The organism is Halorubrum miltondacostae, from assembly GCF_041379815.1.
Classification (GTDB): Archaea; Halobacteriota; Halobacteria; order Halobacteriales; family Haloferacaceae; genus Halorubrum; species Halorubrum miltondacostae.
Window position 1 is genome coordinate 375,216 of record NZ_JBEDNY010000002.1, and the last position, 22,899, is coordinate 398,114.

Annotated in this window: 26 protein-coding genes and 1 tRNA gene; 17 read left to right on the forward strand and 10 right to left on the reverse strand. The window is 70.8% G+C overall.

What is annotated here, in order from left to right; all coding sequences use genetic code 11:
• Positions 1–29: 29 nt before the first annotated feature.
• From ABNG04_RS07365 to ABNG04_RS07390, 6 genes are all read left to right on the forward strand, one after another.
• Entirely contained in the window at positions 30–410 is a 381-nt protein-coding gene (locus tag ABNG04_RS07365; protein WP_371161367.1) for a Rid family detoxifying hydrolase, read from the forward strand.
• Complete coding sequence (locus tag ABNG04_RS07370) at positions 411–716, forward strand: DUF7981 family protein (RefSeq protein WP_371161369.1); 306 nt, start codon at positions 411–413, stop codon at positions 714–716.
• Between the two features lie 27 nt (positions 717–743).
• Positions 744–825, forward strand: a tRNA-Ser gene (locus ABNG04_RS07375).
• 377 nt (positions 826–1,202) lie between these two features.
• On the forward strand, positions 1,203–1,370 hold the full coding sequence (locus ABNG04_RS07380) for a hypothetical protein (protein WP_371161371.1): 168 nt from the start codon (positions 1,203–1,205) through the stop codon (positions 1,368–1,370).
• Between the two features lie 103 nt (positions 1,371–1,473).
• Complete coding sequence (locus ABNG04_RS07385) at positions 1,474–4,110, forward strand: DNA topoisomerase I (protein WP_371161373.1); 2,637 nt, start codon at positions 1,474–1,476, stop codon at positions 4,108–4,110.
• 87 nt (positions 4,111–4,197) lie between these two features.
• Positions 4,198–5,721 (forward strand): PAS domain-containing sensor histidine kinase, encoded by a 1,524-nt coding sequence (locus tag ABNG04_RS07390; protein ID WP_371161375.1) that lies wholly within the window; start codon positions 4,198–4,200, stop codon positions 5,719–5,721.
• A 56-nt stretch (positions 5,722–5,777) separates the two neighbouring features.
• On the opposite strand, the gene ABNG04_RS07395 is transcribed toward ABNG04_RS07390, so the two are convergent.
• From ABNG04_RS07395 to ABNG04_RS07415, 5 genes are all read right to left on the reverse strand, one after another.
• Positions 5,778–6,146 (reverse strand): DUF192 domain-containing protein, encoded by a 369-nt coding sequence (locus ABNG04_RS07395; RefSeq protein ID WP_371161377.1) that lies wholly within the window; start codon positions 6,144–6,146, stop codon positions 5,778–5,780.
• A gap of 37 nt (positions 6,147–6,183) precedes the next feature.
• Entirely contained in the window at positions 6,184–6,438 is a 255-nt protein-coding gene (locus tag ABNG04_RS07400; protein WP_371161379.1) for a glutathione S-transferase N-terminal domain-containing protein, read from the reverse strand.
• A 307-nt stretch (positions 6,439–6,745) separates the two neighbouring features.
• Positions 6,746–8,392: a thermosome subunit beta gene (thsB, locus tag ABNG04_RS07405; RefSeq protein ID WP_371161956.1), complete on the reverse strand. Its 1,647-nt coding sequence runs from the start codon at positions 8,390–8,392 to the stop codon at positions 6,746–6,748.
• Positions 8,393–8,607: 215 nt separating this feature from the next.
• Positions 8,608–9,132, reverse strand: coding sequence for a copper resistance protein CopD (locus tag ABNG04_RS07410; RefSeq protein WP_371161380.1), 525 nt, complete (start codon positions 9,130–9,132; stop codon positions 8,608–8,610).
• Between the two features lie 66 nt (positions 9,133–9,198).
• Positions 9,199–9,534 carry a hypothetical protein gene (locus tag ABNG04_RS07415; RefSeq protein WP_371161381.1) on the reverse strand — a complete coding sequence of 112 codons (336 nt, stop codon included), beginning with the start codon at positions 9,532–9,534 and terminating at the stop codon, positions 9,199–9,201.
• A gap of 102 nt (positions 9,535–9,636) precedes the next feature.
• Here ABNG04_RS07415 and ABNG04_RS07420 point away from each other — a divergent pair, with 102 nt between their 5' ends.
• From ABNG04_RS07420 to ABNG04_RS07450, 7 genes are all read left to right on the forward strand, one after another.
• On the forward strand, positions 9,637–10,164 hold the full coding sequence (locus ABNG04_RS07420) for a DUF7523 family protein (RefSeq protein WP_371161383.1): 528 nt from the start codon (positions 9,637–9,639) through the stop codon (positions 10,162–10,164).
• A 113-nt stretch (positions 10,165–10,277) separates the two neighbouring features.
• Positions 10,278–11,147: a CbiX/SirB N-terminal domain-containing protein gene (locus ABNG04_RS07425; protein WP_371161385.1), complete on the forward strand. Its 870-nt coding sequence runs from the start codon at positions 10,278–10,280 to the stop codon at positions 11,145–11,147.
• Between the two features lie 2 nt (positions 11,148–11,149).
• Positions 11,150–12,343 carry a DR2241 family protein gene (locus ABNG04_RS07430; protein ID WP_371161386.1) on the forward strand — a complete coding sequence of 398 codons (1,194 nt, stop codon included), beginning with the start codon at positions 11,150–11,152 and terminating at the stop codon, positions 12,341–12,343.
• Positions 12,344–12,432: 89 nt separating this feature from the next.
• Positions 12,433–13,239 carry a prephenate dehydratase gene (gene pheA / locus ABNG04_RS07435; protein ID WP_371161388.1) on the forward strand — a complete coding sequence of 269 codons (807 nt, stop codon included), beginning with the start codon at positions 12,433–12,435 and terminating at the stop codon, positions 13,237–13,239.
• Between the two features lie 180 nt (positions 13,240–13,419).
• Positions 13,420–13,875, forward strand: a complete 456-nt coding sequence (locus ABNG04_RS07440) for a fasciclin domain-containing protein (RefSeq protein WP_371161390.1) — start codon at positions 13,420–13,422, stop codon at positions 13,873–13,875.
• A gap of 101 nt (positions 13,876–13,976) precedes the next feature.
• Positions 13,977–14,252, forward strand: coding sequence for an ArsR/SmtB family transcription factor (locus ABNG04_RS07445; RefSeq protein ID WP_371161392.1), 276 nt, complete (start codon positions 13,977–13,979; stop codon positions 14,250–14,252).
• A gap of 55 nt (positions 14,253–14,307) precedes the next feature.
• Positions 14,308–14,589 (forward strand): DUF8036 family membrane protein, encoded by a 282-nt coding sequence (locus ABNG04_RS07450; RefSeq protein ID WP_371161394.1) that lies wholly within the window; start codon positions 14,308–14,310, stop codon positions 14,587–14,589.
• 41 nt (positions 14,590–14,630) lie between these two features.
• On the opposite strand, the gene ABNG04_RS07455 is transcribed toward ABNG04_RS07450, so the two are convergent.
• The 4 genes from ABNG04_RS07455 to ABNG04_RS07470 form a co-directional block, all read right to left on the reverse strand.
• Complete coding sequence (locus ABNG04_RS07455; protein ID WP_371161395.1) at positions 14,631–15,251, reverse strand: methyltransferase domain-containing protein; 621 nt, start codon at positions 15,249–15,251, stop codon at positions 14,631–14,633.
• A gap of 49 nt (positions 15,252–15,300) precedes the next feature.
• On the reverse strand, positions 15,301–16,791 hold the full coding sequence (gene cysS / locus ABNG04_RS07460) for a cysteine--tRNA ligase (protein ID WP_371161397.1): 1,491 nt from the start codon (positions 16,789–16,791) through the stop codon (positions 15,301–15,303).
• Between the two features lie 97 nt (positions 16,792–16,888).
• Positions 16,889–18,151, reverse strand: a complete 1,263-nt coding sequence (gene ilvA / locus ABNG04_RS07465; protein ID WP_371161399.1) for a threonine ammonia-lyase — start codon at positions 18,149–18,151, stop codon at positions 16,889–16,891.
• Positions 18,152–18,253: 102 nt separating this feature from the next.
• Entirely contained in the window at positions 18,254–19,639 is a 1,386-nt protein-coding gene (locus ABNG04_RS07470) for a cryptochrome/photolyase family protein (RefSeq protein ID WP_371161401.1), read from the reverse strand.
• A gap of 111 nt (positions 19,640–19,750) precedes the next feature.
• Here ABNG04_RS07470 and ABNG04_RS07475 point away from each other — a divergent pair, with 111 nt between their 5' ends.
• The 4 genes from ABNG04_RS07475 (at position 19,751) to ABNG04_RS07490 (ending at position 22,324) form a co-directional block, all read left to right on the forward strand.
• Positions 19,751–20,290 carry an Hsp20/alpha crystallin family protein gene (locus ABNG04_RS07475; RefSeq protein WP_371161403.1) on the forward strand — a complete coding sequence of 180 codons (540 nt, stop codon included), beginning with the start codon at positions 19,751–19,753 and terminating at the stop codon, positions 20,288–20,290.
• A gap of 98 nt (positions 20,291–20,388) precedes the next feature.
• Positions 20,389–20,802, forward strand: a complete 414-nt coding sequence (locus ABNG04_RS07480) for an Hsp20/alpha crystallin family protein (RefSeq protein WP_371161405.1) — start codon at positions 20,389–20,391, stop codon at positions 20,800–20,802.
• A gap of 66 nt (positions 20,803–20,868) precedes the next feature.
• Positions 20,869–21,501 carry a protein-L-isoaspartate(D-aspartate) O-methyltransferase gene (locus tag ABNG04_RS07485; protein WP_371161407.1) on the forward strand — a complete coding sequence of 211 codons (633 nt, stop codon included), beginning with the start codon at positions 20,869–20,871 and terminating at the stop codon, positions 21,499–21,501.
• A 49-nt stretch (positions 21,502–21,550) separates the two neighbouring features.
• Entirely contained in the window at positions 21,551–22,324 is a 774-nt protein-coding gene (locus ABNG04_RS07490) for a protein-L-isoaspartate O-methyltransferase family protein (RefSeq protein ID WP_371161409.1), read from the forward strand.
• Positions 22,325–22,355: 31 nt separating this feature from the next.
• Here ABNG04_RS07490 and ABNG04_RS07495 read toward each other — a convergent pair whose 3' ends face one another.
• Positions 22,356–22,832: a DUF7382 domain-containing protein gene (locus tag ABNG04_RS07495; RefSeq protein ID WP_371161410.1), complete on the reverse strand. Its 477-nt coding sequence runs from the start codon at positions 22,830–22,832 to the stop codon at positions 22,356–22,358.
• Between the last annotated feature and the right edge of the window lie 67 nt (positions 22,833–22,899).

Sequence of the window (22,899 nt, forward strand, 5' to 3'; positions counted from 1 at the left end):
TTGAGGCCGCCGGTCGAAGGGCCGCTCGCATGAAGGAGACGATCCACACGGTCGACGCGCCGGCGGCGGTGGGCGCGTACAGTCAGGCGACCACCGACGGTGACCTCGTGTTCACGGCCGGGCAGATCCCGCTGACGCCCGGCGACGAACTCCTCGACGACGCGTCCATCGCGGTCCAGACGGAGCGGGCGCTCGACAACCTCCTCGCGGTGCTCGACGAGGCGGGCGCGGCCCCCGAGGACGTCCTCAAGACGACGGTGTTCCTCGCCGACATGGACGACTTCGACGAGATGAACGAGACGTACGCCGGCTACTTCGACGAGTCGCCGCCGGCTCGCTCCGCGGTCGAGGCGGGCGCGCTCCCCAAGGGGGCCGGCGTCGAGATCGAGGCGGTCGCCGTCGTCGAGTAGATGAGTGACGGCGAGGGCGGACCCGACGACGGGACCGACCCGGACGATGCGCCCGACTCCGACGGCGAGGCTCGCGCGGTCGGCGCGCCGGCCACGCCGCGCGCCAGGGCGCGATCCGCGGCGCTGTGGGGCGTCGTCGGCGGGTTCGCCTTCCTCGCGCTCGCCCAGGGGTACCGGCTCGTCGGTCCCGGGTCGCTGCCGGTCGGGTTCGGTGGGACGCTGCTCGTCGCGGTCGCCGTCGCGGTCGCGTCGGCCGGTCTCTCCTACGTCACCGAAGCGCGACTGCGAGCGAAAAGAAGGACTTAACAGTCGCACCGGAGTAGCACGGAGTGGGCCAGGATGGCCGAGTGGTAAGGCGCACGCCTGGAAAGCGTGTTCCCATCCGGGATCGGGGGTTCAAATCCCTCTCCTGGCGTTTTCGACGAACGACACGGCGAGCGGAGCGAGCCGTTCGTCGAAAACCGAGACTGAGGAATTTGAACCAGAGAGCGAAGCGAGCGAAACGACTGCGGTTCAAATCCCTCTCCTGGCGTTCTGTCGACGCCGACTACGAGCGATGAGCGACGGCGACGAGCGAGTCCGACGTCGACGAACACCTCCAAAGCCCCGGCCGCGAGGCACGCGCCACCGCAACTCGTTCGTGGAAGGCTCCGGTTCCTCCAGTGACGATTCGAGTGTCATACCGCTGTTATCGCCCGAATGCGCGTCGATAACGCCCGCTCCGACTCTTTCGGATCCGTTCGCACACCGACGGAAGATTCATATGTGTGGGTATTGTTGACACGGGTGACGATGCCAGACACGAAATCGGGTCGCGAGCGGAAAGGGAGGAACAAGCGCCGCCAACTCGAGAACCACCTCGCACGGCGCGAACTCGACGCGGACGACGAACCGCCGGAACCGTACGAGGAGCGGACAGACGCGGAGTTCCTCGCCGAGTCCGACGACGCGGCCCGGTGACCGGTCGCGTCCCGACCCCGTCTTCCATACCCGTTTTCCCCGCGCCTGCCGCTGATCTCGCGTCGCGAAAGCTTTAGACGGGGGAGCGGCCTATCTCGGCGCAATGAGTCGCGGCCCCGAGCTGATCATCACGGAGAAAGACAACGCGGCGCGGCGCATCGCCGACATCCTGAGCGGCGAGTCCGCCGCCGCGGACCGGATGAACGACGTCAACGTCTACGAGTGGGGCGGCAAGCGGTGTATCGGGCTCTCCGGCCACGTCGTCGGCGTCGACTTCCCCGCCGAGTACAACGACTGGCGCGACGTGGAGCCGGTCGAGCTCATCGACGCGCCCGTCACGAAGACCCCGACGCAGGAGGGGATCGTCGCCGCGCTGCGCCGGCTCGCCCGCAACGCCTCGCGGGTCGTCATCGCGACCGACTACGACCGCGAGGGCGAGCTGATCGGCAAGGAGGCGTACGAGCTCGTCCGCGAGGTGAACGAGGATGTCCCCGTCGACCGCGTGCGCTTCTCCTCGATCACGGAAAACGAGGTACAGGAGGCGTTCGCGAACCCCGACGACCTCGACTTCGAGCTGGCGGCCGCGGGCGAGGCCCGACAGACCATCGACCTCACGTGGGGCGCGGCGCTCACCCGCTTCCTCTCGCTGTCCGCGCGTCAGCTCGGCGACGACTTCATCTCCGTCGGCCGAGTTCAGGGGCCGACGCTCAAGCTCATCGTCGACCGCGAGCGGGAGATCCAGGCGTTCGACCCCGAGTCGTACTGGGAGCTGACGGGCGAGCTGGCGAAATCGAGCGGCGACCCCTTCGAGGCGCGCTACTTTTATCTGAACGACGAGGGCAACGAGCGTGAGCGCGTCTGGGACGAGGCAGTCGCCGACACGCTCACCGAGGCGCTTGCTGCGGCCGACGGGGCGACCGTCGACGACGTCACCCGCCGGACGCAGACAGACGACCCCCCGACGCCGTTCAACACCACTGCGTTCATCCGCGCGGCGGGGTCGCTCGGCTACTCCGCGCAGCGCGCCATGTCGCTCGCGGAGGACCTCTACACCGCCGGCTACGTCACCTACCCGCGGACCGACAACACGGTGTACCCGGAGGACTTGGAGCCGGAGGAGCTGATCGCCGACCTCGGCGACTCGCCGACGTTCGGCGAGGACGCCGCGAGCCTGCTCGACGAGGACCGCGACATCGAGCCGACCGAGGGCGACGAGGAGACGACGGATCACCCGCCGATCCACCCCACCGGCGAGCTTCCCGCCGCCGCCGACCTCTCCGACGACGAGTGGGAGGTGTACGAGCTGATCGTCCGCCGGTTCTTCGCGACCTGTGCCGACCCCGCCACCTGGGAGCGGCTCCGCGTGGTCGCGCTGGCGAACGGCGAGGCGACGCCCATCGCCGAGCGCGCGGACGGGCTCGCGGCGCTCCGCGACGCCGAGGACGCGGCGAAGCCGGCCGACCTCACCGCCGACGGCGGGCTGCGGCTGAAGGCCAACGGGAAGCGGCTACTGGAGGCGGGCTACCACGAGGTGTACCCGTACCGCTCCAGCGACGAGCGGATCGTCCCGGACGTCGAGGTCGGCGAGACGCTGGCGCTCTCGGGCCGCACCACCGAGGCGAAGGAGACCCAACCCCCGCGGCGCTACGGGCAGTCCCGGCTCATCGAGGAGATGGAGAAGCGCCAGCTCGGGACGAAGGCGACCCGCCACCGGACGATCGAGAAGCTGTACGACCGCAACTACGTCGAGAGCGACCCGCCGCGGCCGACGCGGCTCGCCGAGGCGGTCGTCGAGGCCGCGGAGGAGTTCGCCGACCGGATTGTGAGCGAGGAGATGACCGCCCAGCTCGAAGAGGACATGGCAGCCATCGCGGCCGGCGAGAAGGCGTACGACGAGGTGACCGAGGCCTCCCGCGAGCTGCTCTCGCGCGTGTTCGACGACCTCACCGACTCCCGCGAGGCGGTCGGCGACCACCTCCAGACGTCGCTAAAGGCGGACAAGACGCTCGGCCCGTGTCCCGAGTGCGGCTCGGACCTCCTCGTCCGGAAGTCGCGGCAGGGGTCGTACTTCGTCGGCTGCGACGGCTACCCGGACTGCGAGTACACGCTCCCGCTCCCTTCCACCGGGAAGCCGCTCCTCTTGGACGAGACCTGCGAGGAGCACGACCTCCGCCACGTGAAGATGCTCGCCGGTCGGAAGACGTTCGTCCACGGCTGTCCGCAGTGTAAGGCAGACGAGGCGGACGAACAGGAGGACGAGGTGATCGGCGTCTGTCCCGACTGCGGGGAGGGCGCGGCTTCGCCGCGCGACGGAGACGGTGAAACCGCCGATGCCGGCGGGGAGCTCGCCATCAAGCGCCTCCGCTCCGGCTCGCGGCTCGTCGGCTGTACGCGCTACCCCGACTGCGACTACTCGCTGCCGCTCCCCCGGCGCGGCGAGATAGAGGTCACCGACGAGCGCTGCGAGGAGCACGACCTCCCGCACCTCCGGATCCACTCCGGCGACGAGCCGTGGGAGCTCGGTTGTCCGATCTGTAACTACCGCGAGTTCACGGCCCGTCAGGAGGGGTCGGAGCTTCAGGCCGTCGAGGGGATCGGCGAGAAGACCGCCGCAAAGCTGAAGAACGCCGGCGTCGACGGCGTCGACGAGCTCAAGTCCGCCGACCCGGACGACCTCGCGGCCGACGTCGACGGCGTGGGGGCGGACACGGTCCGCGACTGGCAGGCGAAGGCCGACTGACCGCGACCGCGTCACCGACCGCTCCGGCTCCGGCGCGATTCATAAATCCATAAACACATATGCGCGGAGTGTCTCGACTACCGACAGATGGCTGACCGCGACGCGGACTCGTCGGCCGACGACCGATCACCGTCGAGCGGCGACGCCGCCGCGACCGGGATCCTCCGAGCGTTCGTCGAAGCGGTGCCGACCCCGACGCTCGCCTGCGACCCGGACACGCTGGCCGTCCGCGCCGCGAACGCGGCGGCGGCCGACCTCGTCGGCCACGACCGCGGCACGCTGACGCTGATGGGTCTCCCGGACCTCGGCGAGACCGACGCCGCCGTCTCCGGCGAGCCGATCGCCGATGTCGGGGGCGCCGCGTCCGCGCCCGGTTCCCCCGACTCCAACGGCGCGAACGCCGGGGTCGAGTGGTTCGAGTGGGACCTCCGGCTCGGCGACCCGGGGCTCCGGGTCGACGCGGCGGTCCACACGGCGACGATCGCCGGGAGCGAGTGGCTCGTCGTCGGGCTCTCCGACGCCACCGCCCGCGTCGCCGCCGAGGCCGAGCGCGACGAGGAGCGCCGGCTCGTCGACGCGCTCGCCGACACCGTTCCGCTCGTGCTGTTCCGCTGTACGGAGGAGGGGACGCTCTCGCGGTGGAACGACCGACTGGCCGCCGACTCGGGTTACGACCCAACGTCGCTGTCCGGGCGGGCGCTCACGTCGCTGTTCGACGAGGCGACACGGGACGCCGTCAGCGATGCGCTCTCGCGGGTGTATCGCGACGGTGAGGCCGCAACCTGCGAGGCGCGGTTGCTCACCCGCTCCGGCGAGCGCCTCCCGTACCGCCTCTCTATCGGGCCGATGACCGACGGCGACCGGGTCGTCGGCGCCGTCGGCGTCGGCGAGGACCTCACCGAAGCGTCGCTCAGAGAGGAGCGGCTCGCGGTGTTGACCCGCGTGCTACGGCACAACTTTCGGAACGACCTCAACGTGGTCACCGGGTTCACCGGGCAGGCCATCGACGCCGTCGACGACCCGGAGCTCGTCGGACAGCTCGAACGGGTCGTCGACACCGCCGAGCGACTGCTACGCCTCGGCGAGACCTCTCGGAAAGTGGAGCGGTTGCTCTCCCAGCGGCCGTCGTCGCGGCCGATCGCGCTCGCGCCCGCCGTCGACGCCGCGCTCGAATCGGTCGACCCGGCGGTCTTCGACGGGGCCGCCGTCGACGTCGAGGTCCCGGACGACCTCGTGGTCTCGGCGGTCGCCTTCCTCCCGGAGGCGGTCTCCGAACTCGTCGACAACGCGATCCGCCACAACGACGGCGACGAGCCGCGCGTCCGCGTGTCGGCGGCGGAGCTGCCCAGCGAGTCGTGGGTCTCGCTCGTCGTCGCCGACGACGGACCGGGGATCCCGCCGGCCGAGCGCGCCGTCCTCACGGGCGAGGAGACGCCGCTCGACCACGCGAGTGGGCTCGGTCTCTGGTACGTGAACTGGATCGTCACCGCCGGCGGCGGGAGCCTCGACATCGTCGAGAGCAAGGCCGGCGGGAGCCGGATCGAGCTGTCCCTGCGCGTCGTCGACGCGCCCCCGATCGATGAGCAGGAGCTGTTCACCCCGGGCGACTGAGCCGACCGGCGGCGACGCGACCGCCCGTCGGCGCCGAGACCGGCCCGCCGCTCGCCTCACTCCACGAGGCGCAGTTCGTCGCCGACCGTCACCGACTCCGCCGCGCCCGCCGGAAGCTCGACGACGGTGTCGGCGCGGCCGCGACCCATCCCGACGAACGGTGCGAGCCGCTTTTTCGCCGTCACCTCGCCGTCGACGAGCCACACCGCGTCGATCGCGAACGGCACGAACAGCATGTGGAGCCACTGCGTCTCGGGCTCGTCGAACGGGAACACGAGCCCGTAGTCGTCCGGGATCGACCGCCGGAACATCAGCCCGCGGGCCTGTTCGAGCGTCGAGCGGGCGACGTCGACGTCGCTCGCGAGGACGGTCTCCGTCCGGTCGCCCGACGCGTCGGGGCGGTGTACGAGTCGCACGCGGCTCACCTCGCCGCGGGCGGATAAATAGCCTCCCGTTCGGCGCTCAGCTCGCGCCGCCGTACGTCTCTTCGAGGTACTCGACGATGTCGTCGCTCTCGGGCATCCCCTCGACCCCGTGCTCCTCGTCGACGAGAACGGGCACGCCGGTCTGTCCGGAGACCTCCTCGACCTCGGTGCGATCGCTGTGCGAGCGCGGGACCATCACCGAGTCGTACTCCAGATCGAGGTCGGCCAGCTTCGTCTTCACCTTCGCGCAGTACGGACAGCCTTCGAGTTCGTAGAGCGTTAGATCTGCCATCGCCTCTCCGTAGGACTTGGATCCCTAAAGAGGTGCGGCCGCCGATGTGCGCGATGCGCACGGGCGAGCGAGCCCTCGCGTTCGTCCATGACCGGCGGCCGCTCGGCTGGTCGGGGTCAAAACGGGGGAAAACGGAGCGTTCGTCGGACGAGACGGTGGAAACGGTGGAAGTCAGTTTTCGACCGACTTCCGGCTCGCGGGTCACTTTCGCTCCCCGCTCGCCGTTCGGGGTTCCGAAGGAACCTCGCTTACATCGACTGCGTCAGGCGAGGCCTGACGGCCTATGGAAATCTGTCCCCGACAGATTTCACATAGCGCCGCCCATGCCGCCCATGCCGCCCATGCCGCCACCGGGGGCGCCGCCCTCGTCGTCACCGCCCGCCGTCGAGAGGTCGCCCGCCGAAATGATGTCGTCGATTTTCAGGACCAGGTTCGCCGCCTCGGCCGCGGAGGCGATCGCCTGCTCCTTCGCGTGGGCCGTCTCGACGACGCCCGCCTCGGCCGTGTCGACGACCTCGCCGGCGAACACGTCGAGCCCGGCGTGCTGGTCGCCCGCCTCGTGGGCCGCGCGGAGGTCGACCAGCAGGTCGATCGCGTCGAGGCCCGCGTTCTCGGCGAGCACGCGCGGGATCAGTTCGAGGGAGTCAGCGAACGCCTCGACCGCGAGCTGCTCGCGACCGGTGACGGAGTCGGCGTAGTCGCGCAGCCGGCGCGCGATCTCGACCTCGACCGCGCCGCCGCCGGGCAGGGTCCGGCCGTCGGAGACGGTCGTCGAGACCACGTCGAGCGCGTCCTGGATGCCGCGCTCCAGCTCGTCGACCACGTGTTCGGTGGTGCCGTACAGGAGGAGCGTGACGCCGTGGGCGTCCTCGCCCTCGACGTAGAACAGCTCCTCGTCGTCGTTGCGCTCGACCGAGCCGACCGCGAGGTCGTCCGCGGTCAGGGAGTCGAGGTCGGTGACAATCGGCGCGCCGAGGACGTTCTTCAGGAAGGTCAGGTCGGACTTCTTCGTGCGGCGGACCGCGAGCACGCCCTCCTTCGCGAGGTAGTGCTGCGCGAGGTCGTCGATGCCCTTCTGGCAGAAGACGACGTCGGCGCCGGAGTCGACGATCTGGTCGACCTTCTCGCGGAGCTGCTTCTCCTCCTGGTCGAGGAACTTCTGGAGCTGGTCCGGCGAGTCGACGTTGACGGAGGTGTCGACGTCCGCCTCCTCGACCTCAATCGGGTCGTTGAGGAGCAGGACGTTCGCCGACTCGAAGTCGGTCGGCATGTCGTCGTGGACCGGGTCCTTATCGATCGCCGCGCCGGTGAGCAGGCGGGACTCGCCCGCGGCGCGCCCGGTGCGCGTCTCGATGTTCAGGTTCGCCAGGTCGACAACGTGGGAGCCGTCGTCGGCCTCGACCGTGACGCCCTGTACCGCGCGGACGACGAGGTCGGCGAGCACGTCCTTGTCGAGCTCGGCGCCCTTGCCGGTCATGGATGTCTCGGCGACGTTCCGGAGCGTCTCGGTGTCGTCGGGGTCGACCGCCGTCGCGACCTCGTCGACCTGCTCGCGGGCGTACTCGCTCGCGAGGTTGAACCCCTTGATCACGGCCGTCGGGTGGATGTCCTGTTCGAGGAGGTCCTGCGCGTTCTTCAGCAGCTCGCCCGCGATGGCGACCGCGCTGGTCGTCCCGTCGCCGGCTTCGTCCTCCTGCGTCTCGGCGACCTCGACGACCATCTCGGCGGTCGGGTTGTCGATGTCCATCTCTTGGAGGATGGTGACCCCGTCGTTGGTGATGGTGACGTCGCCCATCGAGTTGACGAGCATCTTGTCCATCCCCTTCGGTCCGAGCGTCGACCGAACGGACTCGGCGACGCCGCGCGCCGCGGAGATGTTGTACTCCTGTGCGTCCTTGTCCTGGACGCGCTGGGCGTCATCGCCCATGATGATCATCGGCTGACCCTGCTGCATTCGCTGACTCATACAGCGTTTGATTGATTGTGATTCTATATAAATGTCTCGTTGAGCGACGGCCGGCCGCTCGCGGTCATCGGCGCGGTGGCGCCGACGAAACCACCGGACACCACGGGCCTCGGCCGCAATCCGTGCGGAGAGTTAGCATTGATCTCTCTCGGTCCGAGCCAGCCCATTCGACGCCGTTTATATACTTCGGTCTCGGGGGCCGGTCACCCCGGCACGCCGCCCGCCAGCAGGGCGGCGTCGACGAGCAGCAGGACGGCTAAGGCCCCGCTCGCAAGCAGGTAGGGGCGGACGACGGCCGCCAACTGGGCGGCACCGGGGACGCTCGCGCCGCCGGTGAGCCGCTCGACCGGGAACCCCTCGGCCATGTACCGGCCCCACCCGACGTCGGGGTCGACCTCGCGACGCATCCGGAGCACGCCGACCTCGACGAGTCCGTTCATCACGCCCCACAGCGAGAGCATCGCGAGGACGGCCCACCCGCGACCGGTCGTCACGAGCGCATCCAGGGGCACGTACAGCCGCCAGATCAGGTACGCGCCGGTGACGGGGAGGACCACTCCGGTCCAGCGCGTGACCATGAGGAGGCGGTGCGCGGCGTCGACGAACGCCTCGCGGCCGAGCGTCCCGTCGGTCGCCCGCGGCACAGTCGCGTAGACGACGTACAGCGTCGCGCCGGTCCACAGCGCGCCGGAGACGACGTGGAAGACGAAGGCGGTCGTGAGCAGCACACCGTTCCGTCCGGCCAACGGCGGCATAAATTCCGGCCCGCGGTACCGCGCGTCGGGACCGCAGCGTCACGGTAGCGTCAGCGTCCCCTCGTACCGGTGCGTGCCGTCGACCGTCTCGCGGTACTCGTACGCCGGCGGGGGCTCGATGCCCCACTCGCGGAGCCGCTCGTCGACCCCGTCGACGTAGGTGGCGAGGAACGACCCCCTGTCGCGGAGCGTCGGCGGCGTCCGGGTGTACTCCGTCTCGAACCGACACCGCGCGGTCCGCCCGTCGTCGCTGACCTCGATCCGGACCCGGAGGTCCGATCGCAGCCGCTCGCGGACCGGCGGCGGGTCGCCGCGGAGGTGTCCCTCGCCGAACGCGTCGATCGCGGCCAGCGCCTCGTTCGGGACGTGGTTCACGTCGCTCGCTACGGTCGCGTCGCACGTGTCTCTTCGGCTCCGTCGGGGGCCGTCCCGGCGGCGACCGAAACCGCCTTGCTGGACCGCCGCGCACGTCCGCGCATGTCGCTGGCAGCAGACACCCGCGCCGCGGTCCAGGCGCGGCCGTTCGTCTTCGACGCGCTCCGCGCCGGCCTCCTGAACCACAGCGCCGCGGCCGCGTGGCTCGTCGAGGCCGCCGCCCTCGACGGCGACCCGGACGCGGTCGCGGCCGCCCTCCGACGCTTCCGCGAGGACCTGCCCGCGTACGCGACGGCGTCGCGGGGGGCGACCGTCTCGATGCGTAGCGGCGTCGGGCTCTCGACGGCCGACGACGCGGCCGAGGGCGACGCCGCCGAACCGCTCCTCCGCGTCGGCGACGCGGCGGTCGTCCCGGAGGGCGACCGCACGGCGATCGTCGCGACCGGCGATGTCGACGCCACGGCGCTCGCCGACGCGCTCCGCCGGCTGGCCGTCCGGGACGTCGACGTCGCGGCCGCCGGGGTCGCGGGGGACGCGCTCGTCTGCGTCGTCGGCCGACGCGACGGGCCGGACGCGGTCCGCGTCGTCGAGGCGTCGCTCGACGCGGTGCCGGCGACCGAGCCGGCCTGACGCGCGGTCGACGACGGCCGCCCTTCCGGCCCCACTCGGGTTCCGGCGTCGCCACGTTCTCGCCGCCCCGCAGCCTCCGAAGTCCCTAAGAGCGGCGCGGCCCCAGTGCGGGTATGCAGTCGCTCGTCATCGTCGCGCACGGCTCCCATCTCAATCCCGAGTCGAGCGCGCCGACGTACGACCACGCCGACACGATCCGCGCCACCGGTGCCTTCGACGAGGTCCGCACCGGGTTCTGGAAGGAGGAGCCGCACTTCCGAGAGGTGCTCCGCACCGTCGAGGGCGACGAGGTGTACGTCGTCCCGCTGTTCATCTCGGAGGGATACTTCACCGAGCAGGTGATCCCCCGCGAGCTCCGCCTCGCCGGCTGGGACGTCTCGGAGTGGGACTCCGACGGCCTCTCGGCGGACCAGGCGACGCTCGTCGCCGAGGACATCGACAAGGAGGTCCACTACTGCGGGCCGGTGGGGACCCACCGCGCGATGACCGACGTGATCGTCCGGCGCGCGGAGTCCGTGACGAACGACGCCGACGTGGGCGAGGGGTTCGGCCTCGCGGTCGTCGGCCACGGCACCGAGCGCAACGAGAACTCGGCGAAGGCGATCGAGTACCACGCCGACCGGATCGCCGAGCGCGACCGCTTCGACGAGGTGCAGGCGCTGTACATGGACGAGGACCCCGAAGTCGACGACCTGCCAGAGCACTTCGAGAGCGACGACGTCGTCCTCGTCCCCCTCTTCATCGCCGACGGCTACCACACCCAGGAGGACATCCCGGAGGACGTGGGGCTCTGTGAGGACCACACCGAGGGGTACGATGTGCCCGAGACGGTCGACGGCACGCGGATCTGGTACGCGGGCGCAGTGGGGACGGAGCCGCTCATGGCCGACGTGGTCCTGGAGCGCGCCGCCGACGCCGGCGCCGACCTCGGGACGGCCCTCGACGACGTGCGCGAGACGACCCGCGTCGCCACGGGGGACTGACCGTGAGCGACCCCACCTCCCCGGAGGCTGACGCGGCCGACGACGAGTCCACTGAGGACGACGACGCGCCCGCCGTCCCGGACGTCGAGCTTCCGAGCGAGGCATTCGACGCGGTCCTCGACGCGCTCGCCGACCGCGAGCCGGGGAAGCCGGTCCGGTTCGAGGGGTTCAGCGCCGCGCCCGACGAGGGCGACGGCTACGTCTTCGCCGCCGGCGACCGGCCGGAATCGATGGGCGAGGGCGAACTCCACGAGGCGCTCGCGGAGCGCGCCGCCGCTGTCACCGACTGGTACGTCTTTGAGCGCGTCGTCGGCGAGTTCGGCCCGCGCCGCGCGTTCCTCCGCTGGATCGAAGACGCGGACGGCGAGACCGTCGCGACCCGGTACGCCGCCCTCGCCGAGGGGATTGAGCGCGCCTGGGGCGAACTGCGGATTACGGCCACGGTCACCGACCGCGGGGAGCGCCGCTACGACGTGCGCCACGCCGACGACGCCGGCGTCCCGGTCGACGAGCTGAACGCGTACGACGATCCGCTCGACGCCCGCGATCTGGTCACCTTCGACGAGCAGGGGCGGTACCGCCCGCTCAAGACGGCTCCGTCGCTCGCCGGCGGCTGGGTGTTCCCCGACCTCGGCCCGCGCGACCTCTACGAGACGGTGGAGACGACCTACCCCGCGACCGTCGCCAACTGGCACCGCGAGCGGGAGGGCGAGCTCGACGTGACCCACTGGCGCGAGACGATGGAGCGCCAGTCCGGCATCTACGGCGTCGTGAAGACGTGGGACCGCGGCGAGGGCTACGAACACGTCAACTGGGTCGCGGAGGCGTGCTGCGACGACTCGCAGTGTCTCAAGCGCCGCGAGTGGGAGTACGACGACGAGACCGACCTCGACGTCGACGGCGGCGACGGCGCGTTCCCCTGCCGCGAGCCCTGCTCCGTGGTGGTGTCGGCCGCGCGGAAGTGGACGCGGCTGGAGAGCGAGCAGCCGCGGACGTACGAGTTCGACCTGACCCCGAGCGAGAAGGAGCAGGTGGAGGCGATCATCGACGCGGTCGCCGACGGCCGGACCGACGAGATCCGCGAGGCGGACACGAAGGAGGGGGCGAACCGGTACCGCACCCGGTTCCTCCGCGCGAAGCTGTTCGACGACGAGGGCAATCTCGGCGGCGTGCCGACCGAGCCGGACGAGGAGTGACCCGCTTCGTCGCCCGCATCCGACCGGACGCACCGGAAACATCGCCGCGCCCCGCAGGCTTTTCTCGGCTCCCCTGAAACGGTGGGGTGATGAACGCCGTCACGTTGGGCCCCGCCGGCACGTACTCGCACCGCGCCGCGCGCGCCGTCGCCGCCGAGGTGTCGTTCCGCGAATCGGTCACCGCCATCGTCGACGCCGTCGCCGACGGCGAGTTCGAGCGCGGCGTTGTCCCCATCGAGAACAGCATCGAAGGCTCCGTCACGGAGAGTCTCGACGCGCTCGCCGACTACGACGTCTCCGTCACCCGCGAGGTCGTCACGCCGATCCGCCACGCGCTCCTCTCGCAGGACGACTCGTTCGAGCTCGTCGCGAGCCACTCGCAGGCGCTCGCGCAGTGCCGCAACTGGCTGGAGGCGAACCACCCGAGCGCGGGCCTCGAAGCGGTCGCCTCCACGGCCCGCGGCGTCGAGCGCGCCCGCGAGGACGCCCGCGTCGCCGGGATCGGCCACCCGGACAACGCCGGCGACGACCTCTCGATCCTCGCCGAGGACATCCAGGACCGCACGTCGAACGCGACCCGGTTCCTCGTCGTCGCGCCCGAGTCCGCCAGGGCCGACGCCGGCGGGAAGACCACGCTGATCGTCTACCCGAACGCGAACTACCCCGGGCTCCTCCTAGAGCTGCTGGAGGCGTTCGCCGACCGCAACCTCAACCTCTCGCGGATCGAGTCGCGCCCGAGCGGCGAGCGCCTCGGCGACTACTTGTTCCACTTCGACGTGGACGCCGGGCTCTACGAGGATCATATGGCGAAGGCGGTTGAGGACATCGAGGCTATCGCGGACAAGGGGTGGGTCAAGGTGCTCGGCTCGTACGACACCGAACACGTGCTCGACTGAGTCGGGTCGGCCGCGTCCCTCCTTCGCGGCCCCTCTGCGGCCGCTCTCCGTCGAACGCGGAGGCCGGTCGAAAAGCGGCAACATTGACGAACAGTTGGGCCTCTCTGATATGGGAGTAGGGTTTCTTTCACAAAATAATTAAATACATCTTGAAACGATCGTCCGCGTGGGTTCCATCCCATGAACGCGAACAGACGGACGGTACTGAGAGGCGTCGGCGCGGCCGCGGCCGAGCCACCGAGCCAGGGCGACACAATCGTTGACGTGGCCGTCGCTACCGACGGGTTCGACGTGCTCGTCGCCGCGGTCAAAGAGGCCGGGCTCGTCGACACGCTGAGCGGGAACCGCCAGCTCACGGTGTTCGCGCCGACCGACAGGGCGTTCGAGGCCGCCGGGATCACGGCCGACAACGTGGCCGAGGTCGACGGGCTCGGCGACGTGCTCACGTACCACGTCGTCCCGGGTCGCCGGAAGGCAGCGTCGATCGTCAACGCCGACAGCCTCCCGACGCTCAACGGCGCGAAGATCGACGTTGACGGGACCGACCTCAACAGCGACCAGGCCGACATCGTCGACACGAACATCGAGGCTTCGAACGGCTTCATTCACGTCATCGACGGCGTGTTACAGCCGTAGGAGCTCGACCCGCAGGATGCCCCCGCCGACGCTCGCCCCCTCCGCCGGTGTGATACGGCTATCCACGCGTTTATGTATCACACCGCCGTTGCCTTCTGTCGATGGAGCCGGTGCTCTGGCAGGTGCTGGCCGGCACGCGAGGCGGGCCCAACCGGGCCCGCCTGCTCCGCGCGCTCGACGATCGCCCGCGCAACGCCAACCAGCTCGCCGAGGACCTCGACCTCGCGTACAAGACCGTCAGACATCACCTCGACGTGCTCGAAGAGAACGACGTGGTCGAGAGCACCGAGCAGGACTACGGCGCGGTGTACCTCCCGACCGAGCGCACCCGGGCCAACTGGGAGACCGTCGAGGACATCATCGACCAACTGGAGTGAGCATGACCCGAACCTGGAACGCGGCAGTCGATCGTAGAATCGGAGGGATCCCGTCATGACCCTGATGCTCGACGTGGCCCGAGTCGCCGCGGCGACGAACATCCTGCTGTTGCTCGTCCTCGTCGGCATCTGGGGGCGCAACTACCGCGAGATCCGTTCGAAGCACACGCTCGGCTCGGCGGTATTCGCTCTCCTGCTCCTCGCCGAAAACGCGCTCGCGCTGTTCTACTACCTCGACCCGCCGCAGATGTCGGCGCCGGCGGTCCGGGCGATGATGTACCTCCAGATCCTCGAGTTCGCCGCCATCGCCCTCCTCGTGTACGTGACCTGGGACTGACCGGCGCGGGCCTCGCCGACCGCGCGTCACCGCCCACATCGTCACGCGACGTCCGCGCGGGCGACGAACTCCAGCCCCGCGTCGAACGACTCGACGACGGTGACCGAGCCGAACCGATGGCGGAGCACCGCGAGCACGTCCGGGTTCCGGAAGTTCACCAGCCGGCGATAGACCGCGCGGAGCGCGCTCCCCGCCGCGCCGTCCGGGGCTCGTCCGTCCACGACCACCAGCCGACCTCCGGGGCGGACGACCCGCTCGACCTCGTCGAGGACGCCTCCGATCGCCGGCATCGCGCTCAGGGCCAGCGACGCGAAGGCGGCGTCGACGGCGTCGTCGCGGAGCGGCAGTCCGCCGGCATCGCCGCGGATCACCGCGGCCGGCGGGTTCGCCCTCGCGCGCTCGGTCGCGGCCCGCACCATCCCGGCGCTGTAGTCGACGCCGATCACGGTCCCGTCCGCCCCCACCGCGTCCGCGAGGATCGGGAGGCTCCCGCCGGGGCCACACCCGAGGTCGAGGACCGCGTCGCCGGCGCCGACGCCGAGCGCCACCCCCGCCGTCTTCCGGACCGACCGCGTCAGTCGGTCGACCGCGCGGTAGAGGACGCCGTACTCGGCCCACCGGTCGTACACGCGCTGTCCCCGCCGCGCGGCGTCGTCGGCCATCGACCGCGCGTTCGCCGCTCTACCGCAAAAAACCGACGGCGATGGGCACTCACTCGAACCGGTACGTCGCGCCGTCCGAGCCGTCCTCGATCTCGACGCCCACCTCGCGGAGCGCGTCGCGGAGCTCGTCGGCGCGCTCGTAGTTGCCGGCCTCGCGCTCCGCCTCGCGCACGTCCAGCACGAGCTCGACCAGCTCGCCGGCGAGGTCGACGTCCCCGTCGCTCGTCGACTCGAACTGGAGGCCCAACACGTCGCCGCCGAGCGACTCGAACGCCTCGATGGCCTCCCGGAGCCCGCGGTAGTCGTACGCGTCCGCGGACCCGTCCTCGGCTCCGTCCACGTGTCGGTTCACCGCGTCGGTGAGGTCCAACAGTGCCGCGGTCGCCTCCCGGAGGTTGAGGTCGTCGTTCATCGCGGTCGCGAAGTCGTCGCGCGCGGCCTCGACCGCGTCGCGGAGGTCGTCGTCCGCGGCCTTCGCGCGGGCGTCGGTCGAGTCGAGCGCCGCGACGGCGCGGTCGTAGGTGCGCGAGAGCCGTTCCCAGCGCTCCTCGGCCTCCGCGATTGTCTCCTCGGTGAGCGCCTGCTCGGAGCGGTAGGCCGCGCCGGCGTAGAAGCTGCGGACGACGTTGACGCCGAGTTCGTCTAAGGCGTCCGGTACGGTCCAGAAGTTGCCGATCGAGGAGGACATCTTCTCGCCGTCCATCTCCAGCAGGCCGACGTGGAGCCAGTGCCGGGCGAACGCCTCGCCGGTGGCCGCCTCCGACTGCGCGATCTCGTTCTCGTGGTGCGGGAAGACGAGGTCGCGCCCGCCCATGTGGATGTCGAGGGTGTCGCCGAGGTGGGTCGTCGACATCGCCGAGCACTCGACGTGCCACCCGGGGCGCCCCTCGCTCCACGGCGATTCCCACGTCTCGCCGTCGGGCGTCTCCGCGCCGTGGTCGTGTTTCGCGTGCTCGCGCGCGGCGGTCTCGCTCACGCCGTCGGCCTTCCACAGCGCGAAGTCGGCCGGGTTCCGCTTCTCCGAGCGCTCGTCCGGTTCGCCCTGCGCCTCGAGCGCGTCGACCTCCTGGTTCGAGAGCTTGCCGTACTCGTCGAAGCTGGTCACGTCGAAGTAGACGGAGCCGTTCGACTTGTAGGCGTACCCCTTCTCGATCAACGTCTCGACGAGATCGACGATCTCCGGCACGTGCTCGGTGACGCGGGGGTACACCTCGGCCCGCTTGAGGTTCAGTCCGCGCATCGCGTCGAAGACCGTCGCCGTGAACGTCTCGGCCACGTCGCGCTCGGCGGCCCAGTCGTCGCGCTCGCCGACGCGGGCCGTGATCTTCTCGTTGACGTCGGTGACGTTCTCGACGTGGCGCACGTCGTAGCCGAGGTGGTCGAGCCAGCGGTGGAGCACGTCCGCGTGGAACCACAGGCGGGCGTGCCCGAGGTGCGGGTCGTCCGACACCGTCAGGCCGCAGACGTACAGCGTGACGTCGCCGTCGGCCGTGAACTCGACGCGCTCGTCTTCCAGGGTGTCGGTAACGACGAGACTCATTACGAGGCCGTTGCCAAGGTGAGCGTTTTAAATCGTCGGATCGCGCGAGTCGAACGCGCACGACTTCGCGCGCGACGCGGCCGGTGACCTGTGGCGCTCACCCCTCCTGCGTCGTCCACTCCACCTCGTACCCCGCCTCGCGCACCGCATTCAGGACGCGGTCCACGTGCGCCGGCCCGTTCGTCTCCACCTCGAACACGAGGTCGGCGTCGCCCACCGGGAGGTCCGGCCGGCTGCGCTCGTGGCGGACCGTCCGGATGTTCGCGCGCTCCGCGCCGATCAGCGTGCTGATCTCCCCCATTGTTCCGGGCGTGTCGTCGATCCGAACGGAGAGTTCGATCAGCTGGTGGCGGTCCACGAGCGCGTGCGTCACCACCTCCTTCAGCGTCGTCACGTCGATGTTGCCGCCGCAGAGCAGCGGGACGACGGTCTCGCCGGTGAGGTCGAGCCCGTCGCGCGCGTCGTCGTTCAGCAGGGCGGCCGCGGCGGTCGCGCCCGCGCCCTCGACCATCTGCTTCGCGCGCTCTAGGAGGAGCAGGATCGCGCTCGCCACGTCGTCGTCGCTCACGACCACCACGTCGTCAAGGTGCTTGTCGAGGAGCCCGAACGTGAGGTCGCTCAGGCCCCCGGTCGCGATCCCGTCCGCGATGGTGTCGGGCTGGTCGCGCGTCACGAGCTCGCCCGCCGCGAGGCTCTCCGAGAGCGTCGCCGCCCCCTCGGTCTGAACGCCGACGACCCGCGTCTCCGGCGCTCTCGCCTTGATCGCGGTCGCGACGCCGCCGGCGAGCCCGCCGCCGCCGACCGGGACGAGGACGGTGTCGACGGCTGGGACCTGGTCGAGCATCTCCAGCCCGAGCGTCCCCTGTCCGGCGACCACGTCAGGGTCGTCGAACGCGTGGACGAACCGCGTGCCCGGGTCGCCGACCAGCGTCTGGGCGTGCGCCATCGCCTCGGGGAACGCGCTCCCGCGGAGCACGACCTGGGCCCCGTAGCCGCGGGTCGCCTCGATCTTCGCCGCTGGCGCCGACTCCGGCATCACGATCGTCGCGTCGATCCCGGCGTCCGCCGCCGCCAGCGCCACCCCCTGCGCGTGGTTGCCCGCGCTCGCGGCCACGACGCGCTCGACCGCCGGCTCGCCGGGTCCCGCGCCGCCGCCGTCGATCGTCCGCGAGATGGCGTTGTACGCGCCGCGCGTCTTGAACGAGCCGGTGCGCTGAAGATGTTCCATCTTCAGGCGCACGTCCGCGCCGCACCGGTCGCTCAGCGACCGGCTCCGCTCGACGGGCGTCCGCTGGACGATGTCGGTGCCGGCGAGCCGCTTGGCGGCGGCCTCGACGTCGTCGATCGTGACTGGGGACATAGCGGAGCCGTTCTCAGTGGCCCCCGAAAAGGACTCGGTTACGGAACGCGGTTTCACCCCACCGTTTCGGGTCGAGCCGCCGCCCGCGGTCGCTCCGCGGCGTCAGCGTTTCCCGAGCGCCTCTTCGAAGACGCGCTGGGCCCGCTCGTATCCCTCGTTCCGGTCGACGATCGGGTGCGCGTAGTCGGGCGCGAGCTCCTCGCGTTTCGCCCGCGAGAGGGTCGGCCAGTCGACGACCTTCCCGGCCGGCACGTCAGACAGCTCCGGGACGTACTCTTTCACGAAGCGGGCGCCGTCGTCGTACTTCGACATCTGGCTCACCGGATCGAAGATGCGCACGTCGACGGAGTCGGTGCCGGTGGAGGCGGTCCACTGCCACGCGCCGTGGTTCGAGGCGTAGTCGTGGTCGATCAGCTGCTTCGTGAAGTAGCGCGCGCCGCGCCGCCAGTCGATCAGGAGGTGCTTCGTGAGGAAGCTCGCGACCACCTGCCGCGGCCGGTTGTGGATGTATCCCTCCTCGTTCAGCTGTCGCATCCCGGCGTCGACGAGCGGGTAGCCGGTCTCGCCCCGGGTCCACGCCTCGAAAGCCGCGTCGTCGTCGCGCCACGCGATCTCGTTCGGGAACGACTTGTAGTTCGACACGGCCAGGTCGGGGTTGTAGTACAGCAGGTGGTACATCTGCTCGCGCCACGAGAGCTCGTACCGGTACTTGTCGACGTTGCGGCGCTCGCCGCCGGTCACGGCGTCGTACACGTCGCCCGCGCCCGCCCACAGCTCGCGGATCCCGATCGCGCCGGTCGCGAGGTACGGCGACATCCGCGAGACCGCGTGCGTCGGGGCCTCGACGGCCTTCGGGAGGTCGTCGCGGGTGTCGTTGTACGAGGTGATCCCGTAGTCGAGGAACTCGTCGAACCGCTCGCGGGCGGCCTCGTACCCCGCGTCGGGGAGGTCGATGTCGGCGTCGGGCTCGGGGACCGTCTTCCCGTCACGCACGTCGGCCAGCGCGTCCGTGTCCGGCTCGGCGTACGGGCCGCGCTTCGGCACGGCCTCCCAGTCGCCGTGGAACTGGCTGTGGTTCGGGTAGCGCGCCTCCAGCCGCCCGGGGTCGACCATGACGAGGTCGGTCCGCGAGTCCGTGTCGACGCCCGCACCAGCGAGCGCGTCTTCCACGGCCCGCTGTCGGTTCCGGCGGGCCGCTCGGTACTGCTCGTTGTAGAACACCGCCTCGGCGTCGTGCTCCGCGGCGAGGTCGACGAGGACCTCCGCCGGGTCGCCGGCGCGGACGATAAGGTCGCTCCCCAGTTTGCGATACCGCTCTTCCAGTCGCTTCACGTGGCGGAGGAAGAACGCGCGCTGGCGCGCGCCGACCGTTCCGAGCAGGTCGGCGTCGTACACGAACACCGGCACGACCTCGCCCTCCCGCGCCGCGGCGGCGAGCCCGGCGTTGTCCCGCGTCCGCGCGTCGCCTCGGTGCCAAAACAGGCGCATACGATCGACAAGGCCCCCAGCGAATAGTGTCTGTCGGCCGCGTTCCAATCGGGCCCGCGTCGCCCGCTGCGCCAGTACGTTCAAGACGCTCCGTCACGAATCCTGACCTGTATGACCCGACGCGATCCCTTCAACGAGATCGAAGAGCTGCTCGAACGGATGGGCCGCGAGTTCGAGGAACTCGGCGGGACGCTCGAGGGGACCGGCCCCGACGTCCCGCGGTTCCCGGGCGCTCGCGACGTCGACGTCGACGTGGTCGAGGACGACGAGACGATCACGGTCCTCGCCGACCTGCCCGGGTTCGACGCCGCCGACGTCGACGTCGAACTCCGCGACGACGCGCTCGCGATCACCGGCTCCCGCGAGGAGTCGACCGAGTTCGCCGTCGGCGAGGAGGGCGAGGCCGACGAACCGGCAGAGGGGGAGGGCGACCCGACAGATGCGGACGACTCTGAAGACGCCGACGGCTCCGACGACGTCCGCTATCACCGCCGCGAGCGCCGGTTCAGTTCCGTCTCCCGCCGGGTCCCGATCCCCGAACCCGTCGAGGCCGACGCGGCGACGGCCTCCTTCGACGCCGGCGTGCTCACCGTCACGCTCCCCAAGCGCTCGCCCGACGACGACCGCGGACACACGATCGACGTCAACTGAGCCGCGCGCAGGTCGTCAGGAACGAGATAGCGCGAGTGCGGCCGCGAGGTAGCACGCGTCAGTCGCTATTTAATACCTCACGCCCCCTTCCTGTTGGTATGAAAACGACGAATCCCTTCGACGAGATCGAGCAGCTCCTCGGCCGCACCCCCTTCGCGGGCGAGCGGGCTTGGGGCCGCGACCTCCGGACCGCCGACATCGACGTCGCCGAGTACGACGACGAGTACGTCGTGATGGCCGACCTCCCCGGGTTCGACCGCGACGAGATCGACGTCCGGGCACTCGAGGACCGACTCACCATCGCGGCCGAGCGCGCCGCGGAACGCGAGGAGGCAGACCGGCGATACCTCCGCCGCGAGCGCCGTCACGAGTCCGTCACCCGGACCGTCGACCTCCCGGCGACCGCCCGTCTCGACGACGCGACCGCGACGTATCGCCACGGCGTCCTCACCGTGACGGTCCCGCTCGACGCGGTCGACGCGGACGAGGGACACCGGATCGACGTGAACTGACCCGACCGGCTCGACCCCCTCGTCCCCGCCGATGCTTTCTCCACGCTCACCGTGCTACTAGTTCGCATGAACGACAGCGACCGCACGGCCGAACGACGCGACCTCGTGAGCGCGCTCCGACGGCGCCTCGACGCGAGCGAGCGGACGCTGTCGGCGATCGGGGCCGTCCCCCGCCACGAGTTCGTCCCCGAGACGCACCGCGAGTCGGCGTACGCCGACCGGCCGCTCCCGATCGGCCACGACCAGACAATCAGCGCGCCGCATATGGTCGCGGTGATGACGGACCTCCTCGGCGTCGAGCGCGGCGACCGCGTCCTCGAAGTGGGGACCGGCTGCGGCTACCACGCCGCGGTCGTCGCCGAGGTCGTCGGCCCAGGGAACGTGTTCTCGGCCGAGCGCGTCCCCGACCTGGCGGCCGACGCCCGCGAGCGTCTCGACCGCCTCGGCTACGACGTGACCGTCGCGGCGGCCGACGGGCGGGAGGCGTTCGCCGACGAAGCCCCGTTTCACGCCGCGTACCTCACCTGCGCGGCGCCCGAGGCGGTTCCCGACGCGATCGTCGACCGCGTCCGACCGGGCGGTCGCGTGGTCGCCCCCGTCGCGGACGGCGGTCGCCAGCGACTCGTCCGACTCACGGTCCGAGACGACGGCGTCGACCGCGAGGATCACGGCGGCGTGCGGTTCGTCCCGATGCGGTAGCCGGCCCGCCGAACACACAGTTTTAGAGGACCGAGCCCTCAGACCGCGCATGGACGACGCGTCGCTCAGGGCGGACATGATCGAGGGGCTCGAACACCAGATCGGCGAACCAATCGAGCCGCCCGTGCTGACTGCGCTCCAGCGCGTCCCCCGCGACCCCTTCGTCGACGACTCGCCGCGCGGGGGCGTCGTCGACGAGGACGACCCGCACTCGCTCTCCCTCGCGACGGTGGTCCGGCTGGTCACCGCGCTCGATGTCGAGGCGGACGACACGGTCCTCGTCGTCGGCGCGGGGATCGGCTATTCGGTCGCGATGCTCGCCGAGATCGCCGGCGCGCGCCGCGTCCACGCGGTCGACATCGACCGCGCCGCCGTCGCCGCCGCGCGGTCGAACCTCGACGCCGCGGGCTACGAGGCGGTCCTCGTCGACCGCGCCGACGGGGCCGACGGGCTCCCGGCGTACGCGCCGTACGACCGGATCCTCCTCGAGGCCGCCGTCGTCGAACCGCCGCGCGCCCTCCGCGAACAGCTCGCGGCCGACGGCCGGATCGTCTACCCGCGCGGTGCGGGCGTTCAGACGGTCACGGCGATCGAGCCGTCCGCCGCGCCAGACGCCGACGCGGGCGATGATCCCGCACCGGCCGGCTTCGAGACGGTCGAGACGCACGGGCCGGCGCGGCTCCAACCCATGCTCGTCGACGGCGAGCAGCCCGGGATGGAGCGAAACCGCACCCGTCGTGAGGACGCCGAACGCGCCGAGCGCGGTCGCCGCCGCCGACACGGCTGGGAACAGGACTGGATCGACTGGGACGACCACCTCTGAGGCCCGGCGCTCCGCGGTCGGAATCGCCGCCTCACTCCTCGACGACGAGCACCTCGGTGTTCCCCCGCTCGTCGACGTAGTCGCCCTCCGCCGGCGGCTTGATGTCTATCGTGAGCGTCCCGTCGGCCTGGTTCGGGCCGAGCTCCGGATCGACGTCCACGGTCGCGACTCCCTCTGCGTCTGTCTTCGCGGTGGCGACGCCGTCGATCCGGGCCGAGCCGCCGCGGACGATGACCGTCGCGTCCGCGACGCGGGAGCCGTCGGGGTCGACGACCGCCACGTCCAGCGACTGGTCGCCGGGCGTGGTCACCTCCGGCTGCGGCTGCGCGTCGAGCTCCGTCGCGGCGAGGCCGTCGATGTCGCCGATCATGCCCATCATCACGCTGAGGCTGGCGACCCCGACGACGAGCGCGATGACGAGCCGGACCGGGAGCCCCTCTATCGCGCGGGTGTCGGTGCTGAACGTCCGGCGGTTCGCGGTGCGCGAGTCGTGCGTTCGATCGGACATACGGCCCGCTGGCCGCGGCATCGGTTATAAAACGTCGTCCGACCGCTTTTGTCCGATACCGGGGCCA

What these genes read in the sequence shown, in the direction of transcription:
- ABNG04_RS07370 (WP_371161369.1), top strand. Translation starts at nt 411, where the DNA reads ATGAGTGACGGCGAGGGCGGACCCGACGACGGGACCGACCCGGACGAT.
- ABNG04_RS07470 (WP_371161401.1), bottom strand. Translation starts at nt 19,639, where the DNA reads ATGCGCCTGTTTTGGCACCGAGGCGACGCGCGGACGCGGGACAACGCC.
- ilvA (WP_371161399.1), bottom strand. Translation starts at nt 18,151, where the DNA reads ATGTCCCCAGTCACGATCGACGACGTCGAGGCCGCCGCCAAGCGGCTC.
- ABNG04_RS07490 (WP_371161409.1), top strand. Translation starts at nt 21,551, where the DNA reads ATGGACGACGCGTCGCTCAGGGCGGACATGATCGAGGGGCTCGAACAC.
- ABNG04_RS07485 (WP_371161407.1), top strand. Translation starts at nt 20,869, where the DNA reads ATGAACGACAGCGACCGCACGGCCGAACGACGCGACCTCGTGAGCGCG.
- ABNG04_RS07495 (WP_371161410.1), bottom strand. Translation starts at nt 22,832, where the DNA reads ATGTCCGATCGAACGCACGACTCGCGCACCGCGAACCGCCGGACGTTC.
- ABNG04_RS07380 (WP_371161371.1), top strand. Translation starts at nt 1,203, where the DNA reads ATGCCAGACACGAAATCGGGTCGCGAGCGGAAAGGGAGGAACAAGCGC.
- pheA (WP_371161388.1), top strand. Translation starts at nt 12,433, where the DNA reads ATGAACGCCGTCACGTTGGGCCCCGCCGGCACGTACTCGCACCGCGCC.
- ABNG04_RS07390 (WP_371161375.1), top strand. Translation starts at nt 4,198, where the DNA reads ATGGCTGACCGCGACGCGGACTCGTCGGCCGACGACCGATCACCGTCG.
- ABNG04_RS07450 (WP_371161394.1), top strand. Translation starts at nt 14,308, where the DNA reads ATGACCCTGATGCTCGACGTGGCCCGAGTCGCCGCGGCGACGAACATC.
- thsB (WP_371161956.1), bottom strand. Translation starts at nt 8,392, where the DNA reads ATGCAGCAGGGTCAGCCGATGATCATCATGGGCGATGACGCCCAGCGC.
- ABNG04_RS07480 (WP_371161405.1), top strand. Translation starts at nt 20,389, where the DNA reads ATGAAAACGACGAATCCCTTCGACGAGATCGAGCAGCTCCTCGGCCGC.
- ABNG04_RS07420 (WP_371161383.1), top strand. Translation starts at nt 9,637, where the DNA reads ATGTCGCTGGCAGCAGACACCCGCGCCGCGGTCCAGGCGCGGCCGTTC.
- ABNG04_RS07475 (WP_371161403.1), top strand. Translation starts at nt 19,751, where the DNA reads ATGACCCGACGCGATCCCTTCAACGAGATCGAAGAGCTGCTCGAACGG.
- ABNG04_RS07445 (WP_371161392.1), top strand. Translation starts at nt 13,977, where the DNA reads ATGGAGCCGGTGCTCTGGCAGGTGCTGGCCGGCACGCGAGGCGGGCCC.
- ABNG04_RS07440 (WP_371161390.1), top strand. Translation starts at nt 13,420, where the DNA reads ATGAACGCGAACAGACGGACGGTACTGAGAGGCGTCGGCGCGGCCGCG.
- ABNG04_RS07455 (WP_371161395.1), bottom strand. Translation starts at nt 15,251, where the DNA reads ATGGCCGACGACGCCGCGCGGCGGGGACAGCGCGTGTACGACCGGTGG.
- ABNG04_RS07385 (WP_371161373.1), top strand. Translation starts at nt 1,474, where the DNA reads ATGAGTCGCGGCCCCGAGCTGATCATCACGGAGAAAGACAACGCGGCG.
- ABNG04_RS07365 (WP_371161367.1), top strand. Translation starts at nt 30, where the DNA reads ATGAAGGAGACGATCCACACGGTCGACGCGCCGGCGGCGGTGGGCGCG.
- ABNG04_RS07425 (WP_371161385.1), top strand. Translation starts at nt 10,278, where the DNA reads ATGCAGTCGCTCGTCATCGTCGCGCACGGCTCCCATCTCAATCCCGAG.
- cysS (WP_371161397.1), bottom strand. Translation starts at nt 16,791, where the DNA reads ATGAGTCTCGTCGTTACCGACACCCTGGAAGACGAGCGCGTCGAGTTC.
- ABNG04_RS07400 (WP_371161379.1), bottom strand. Translation starts at nt 6,438, where the DNA reads ATGGCAGATCTAACGCTCTACGAACTCGAAGGCTGTCCGTACTGCGCG.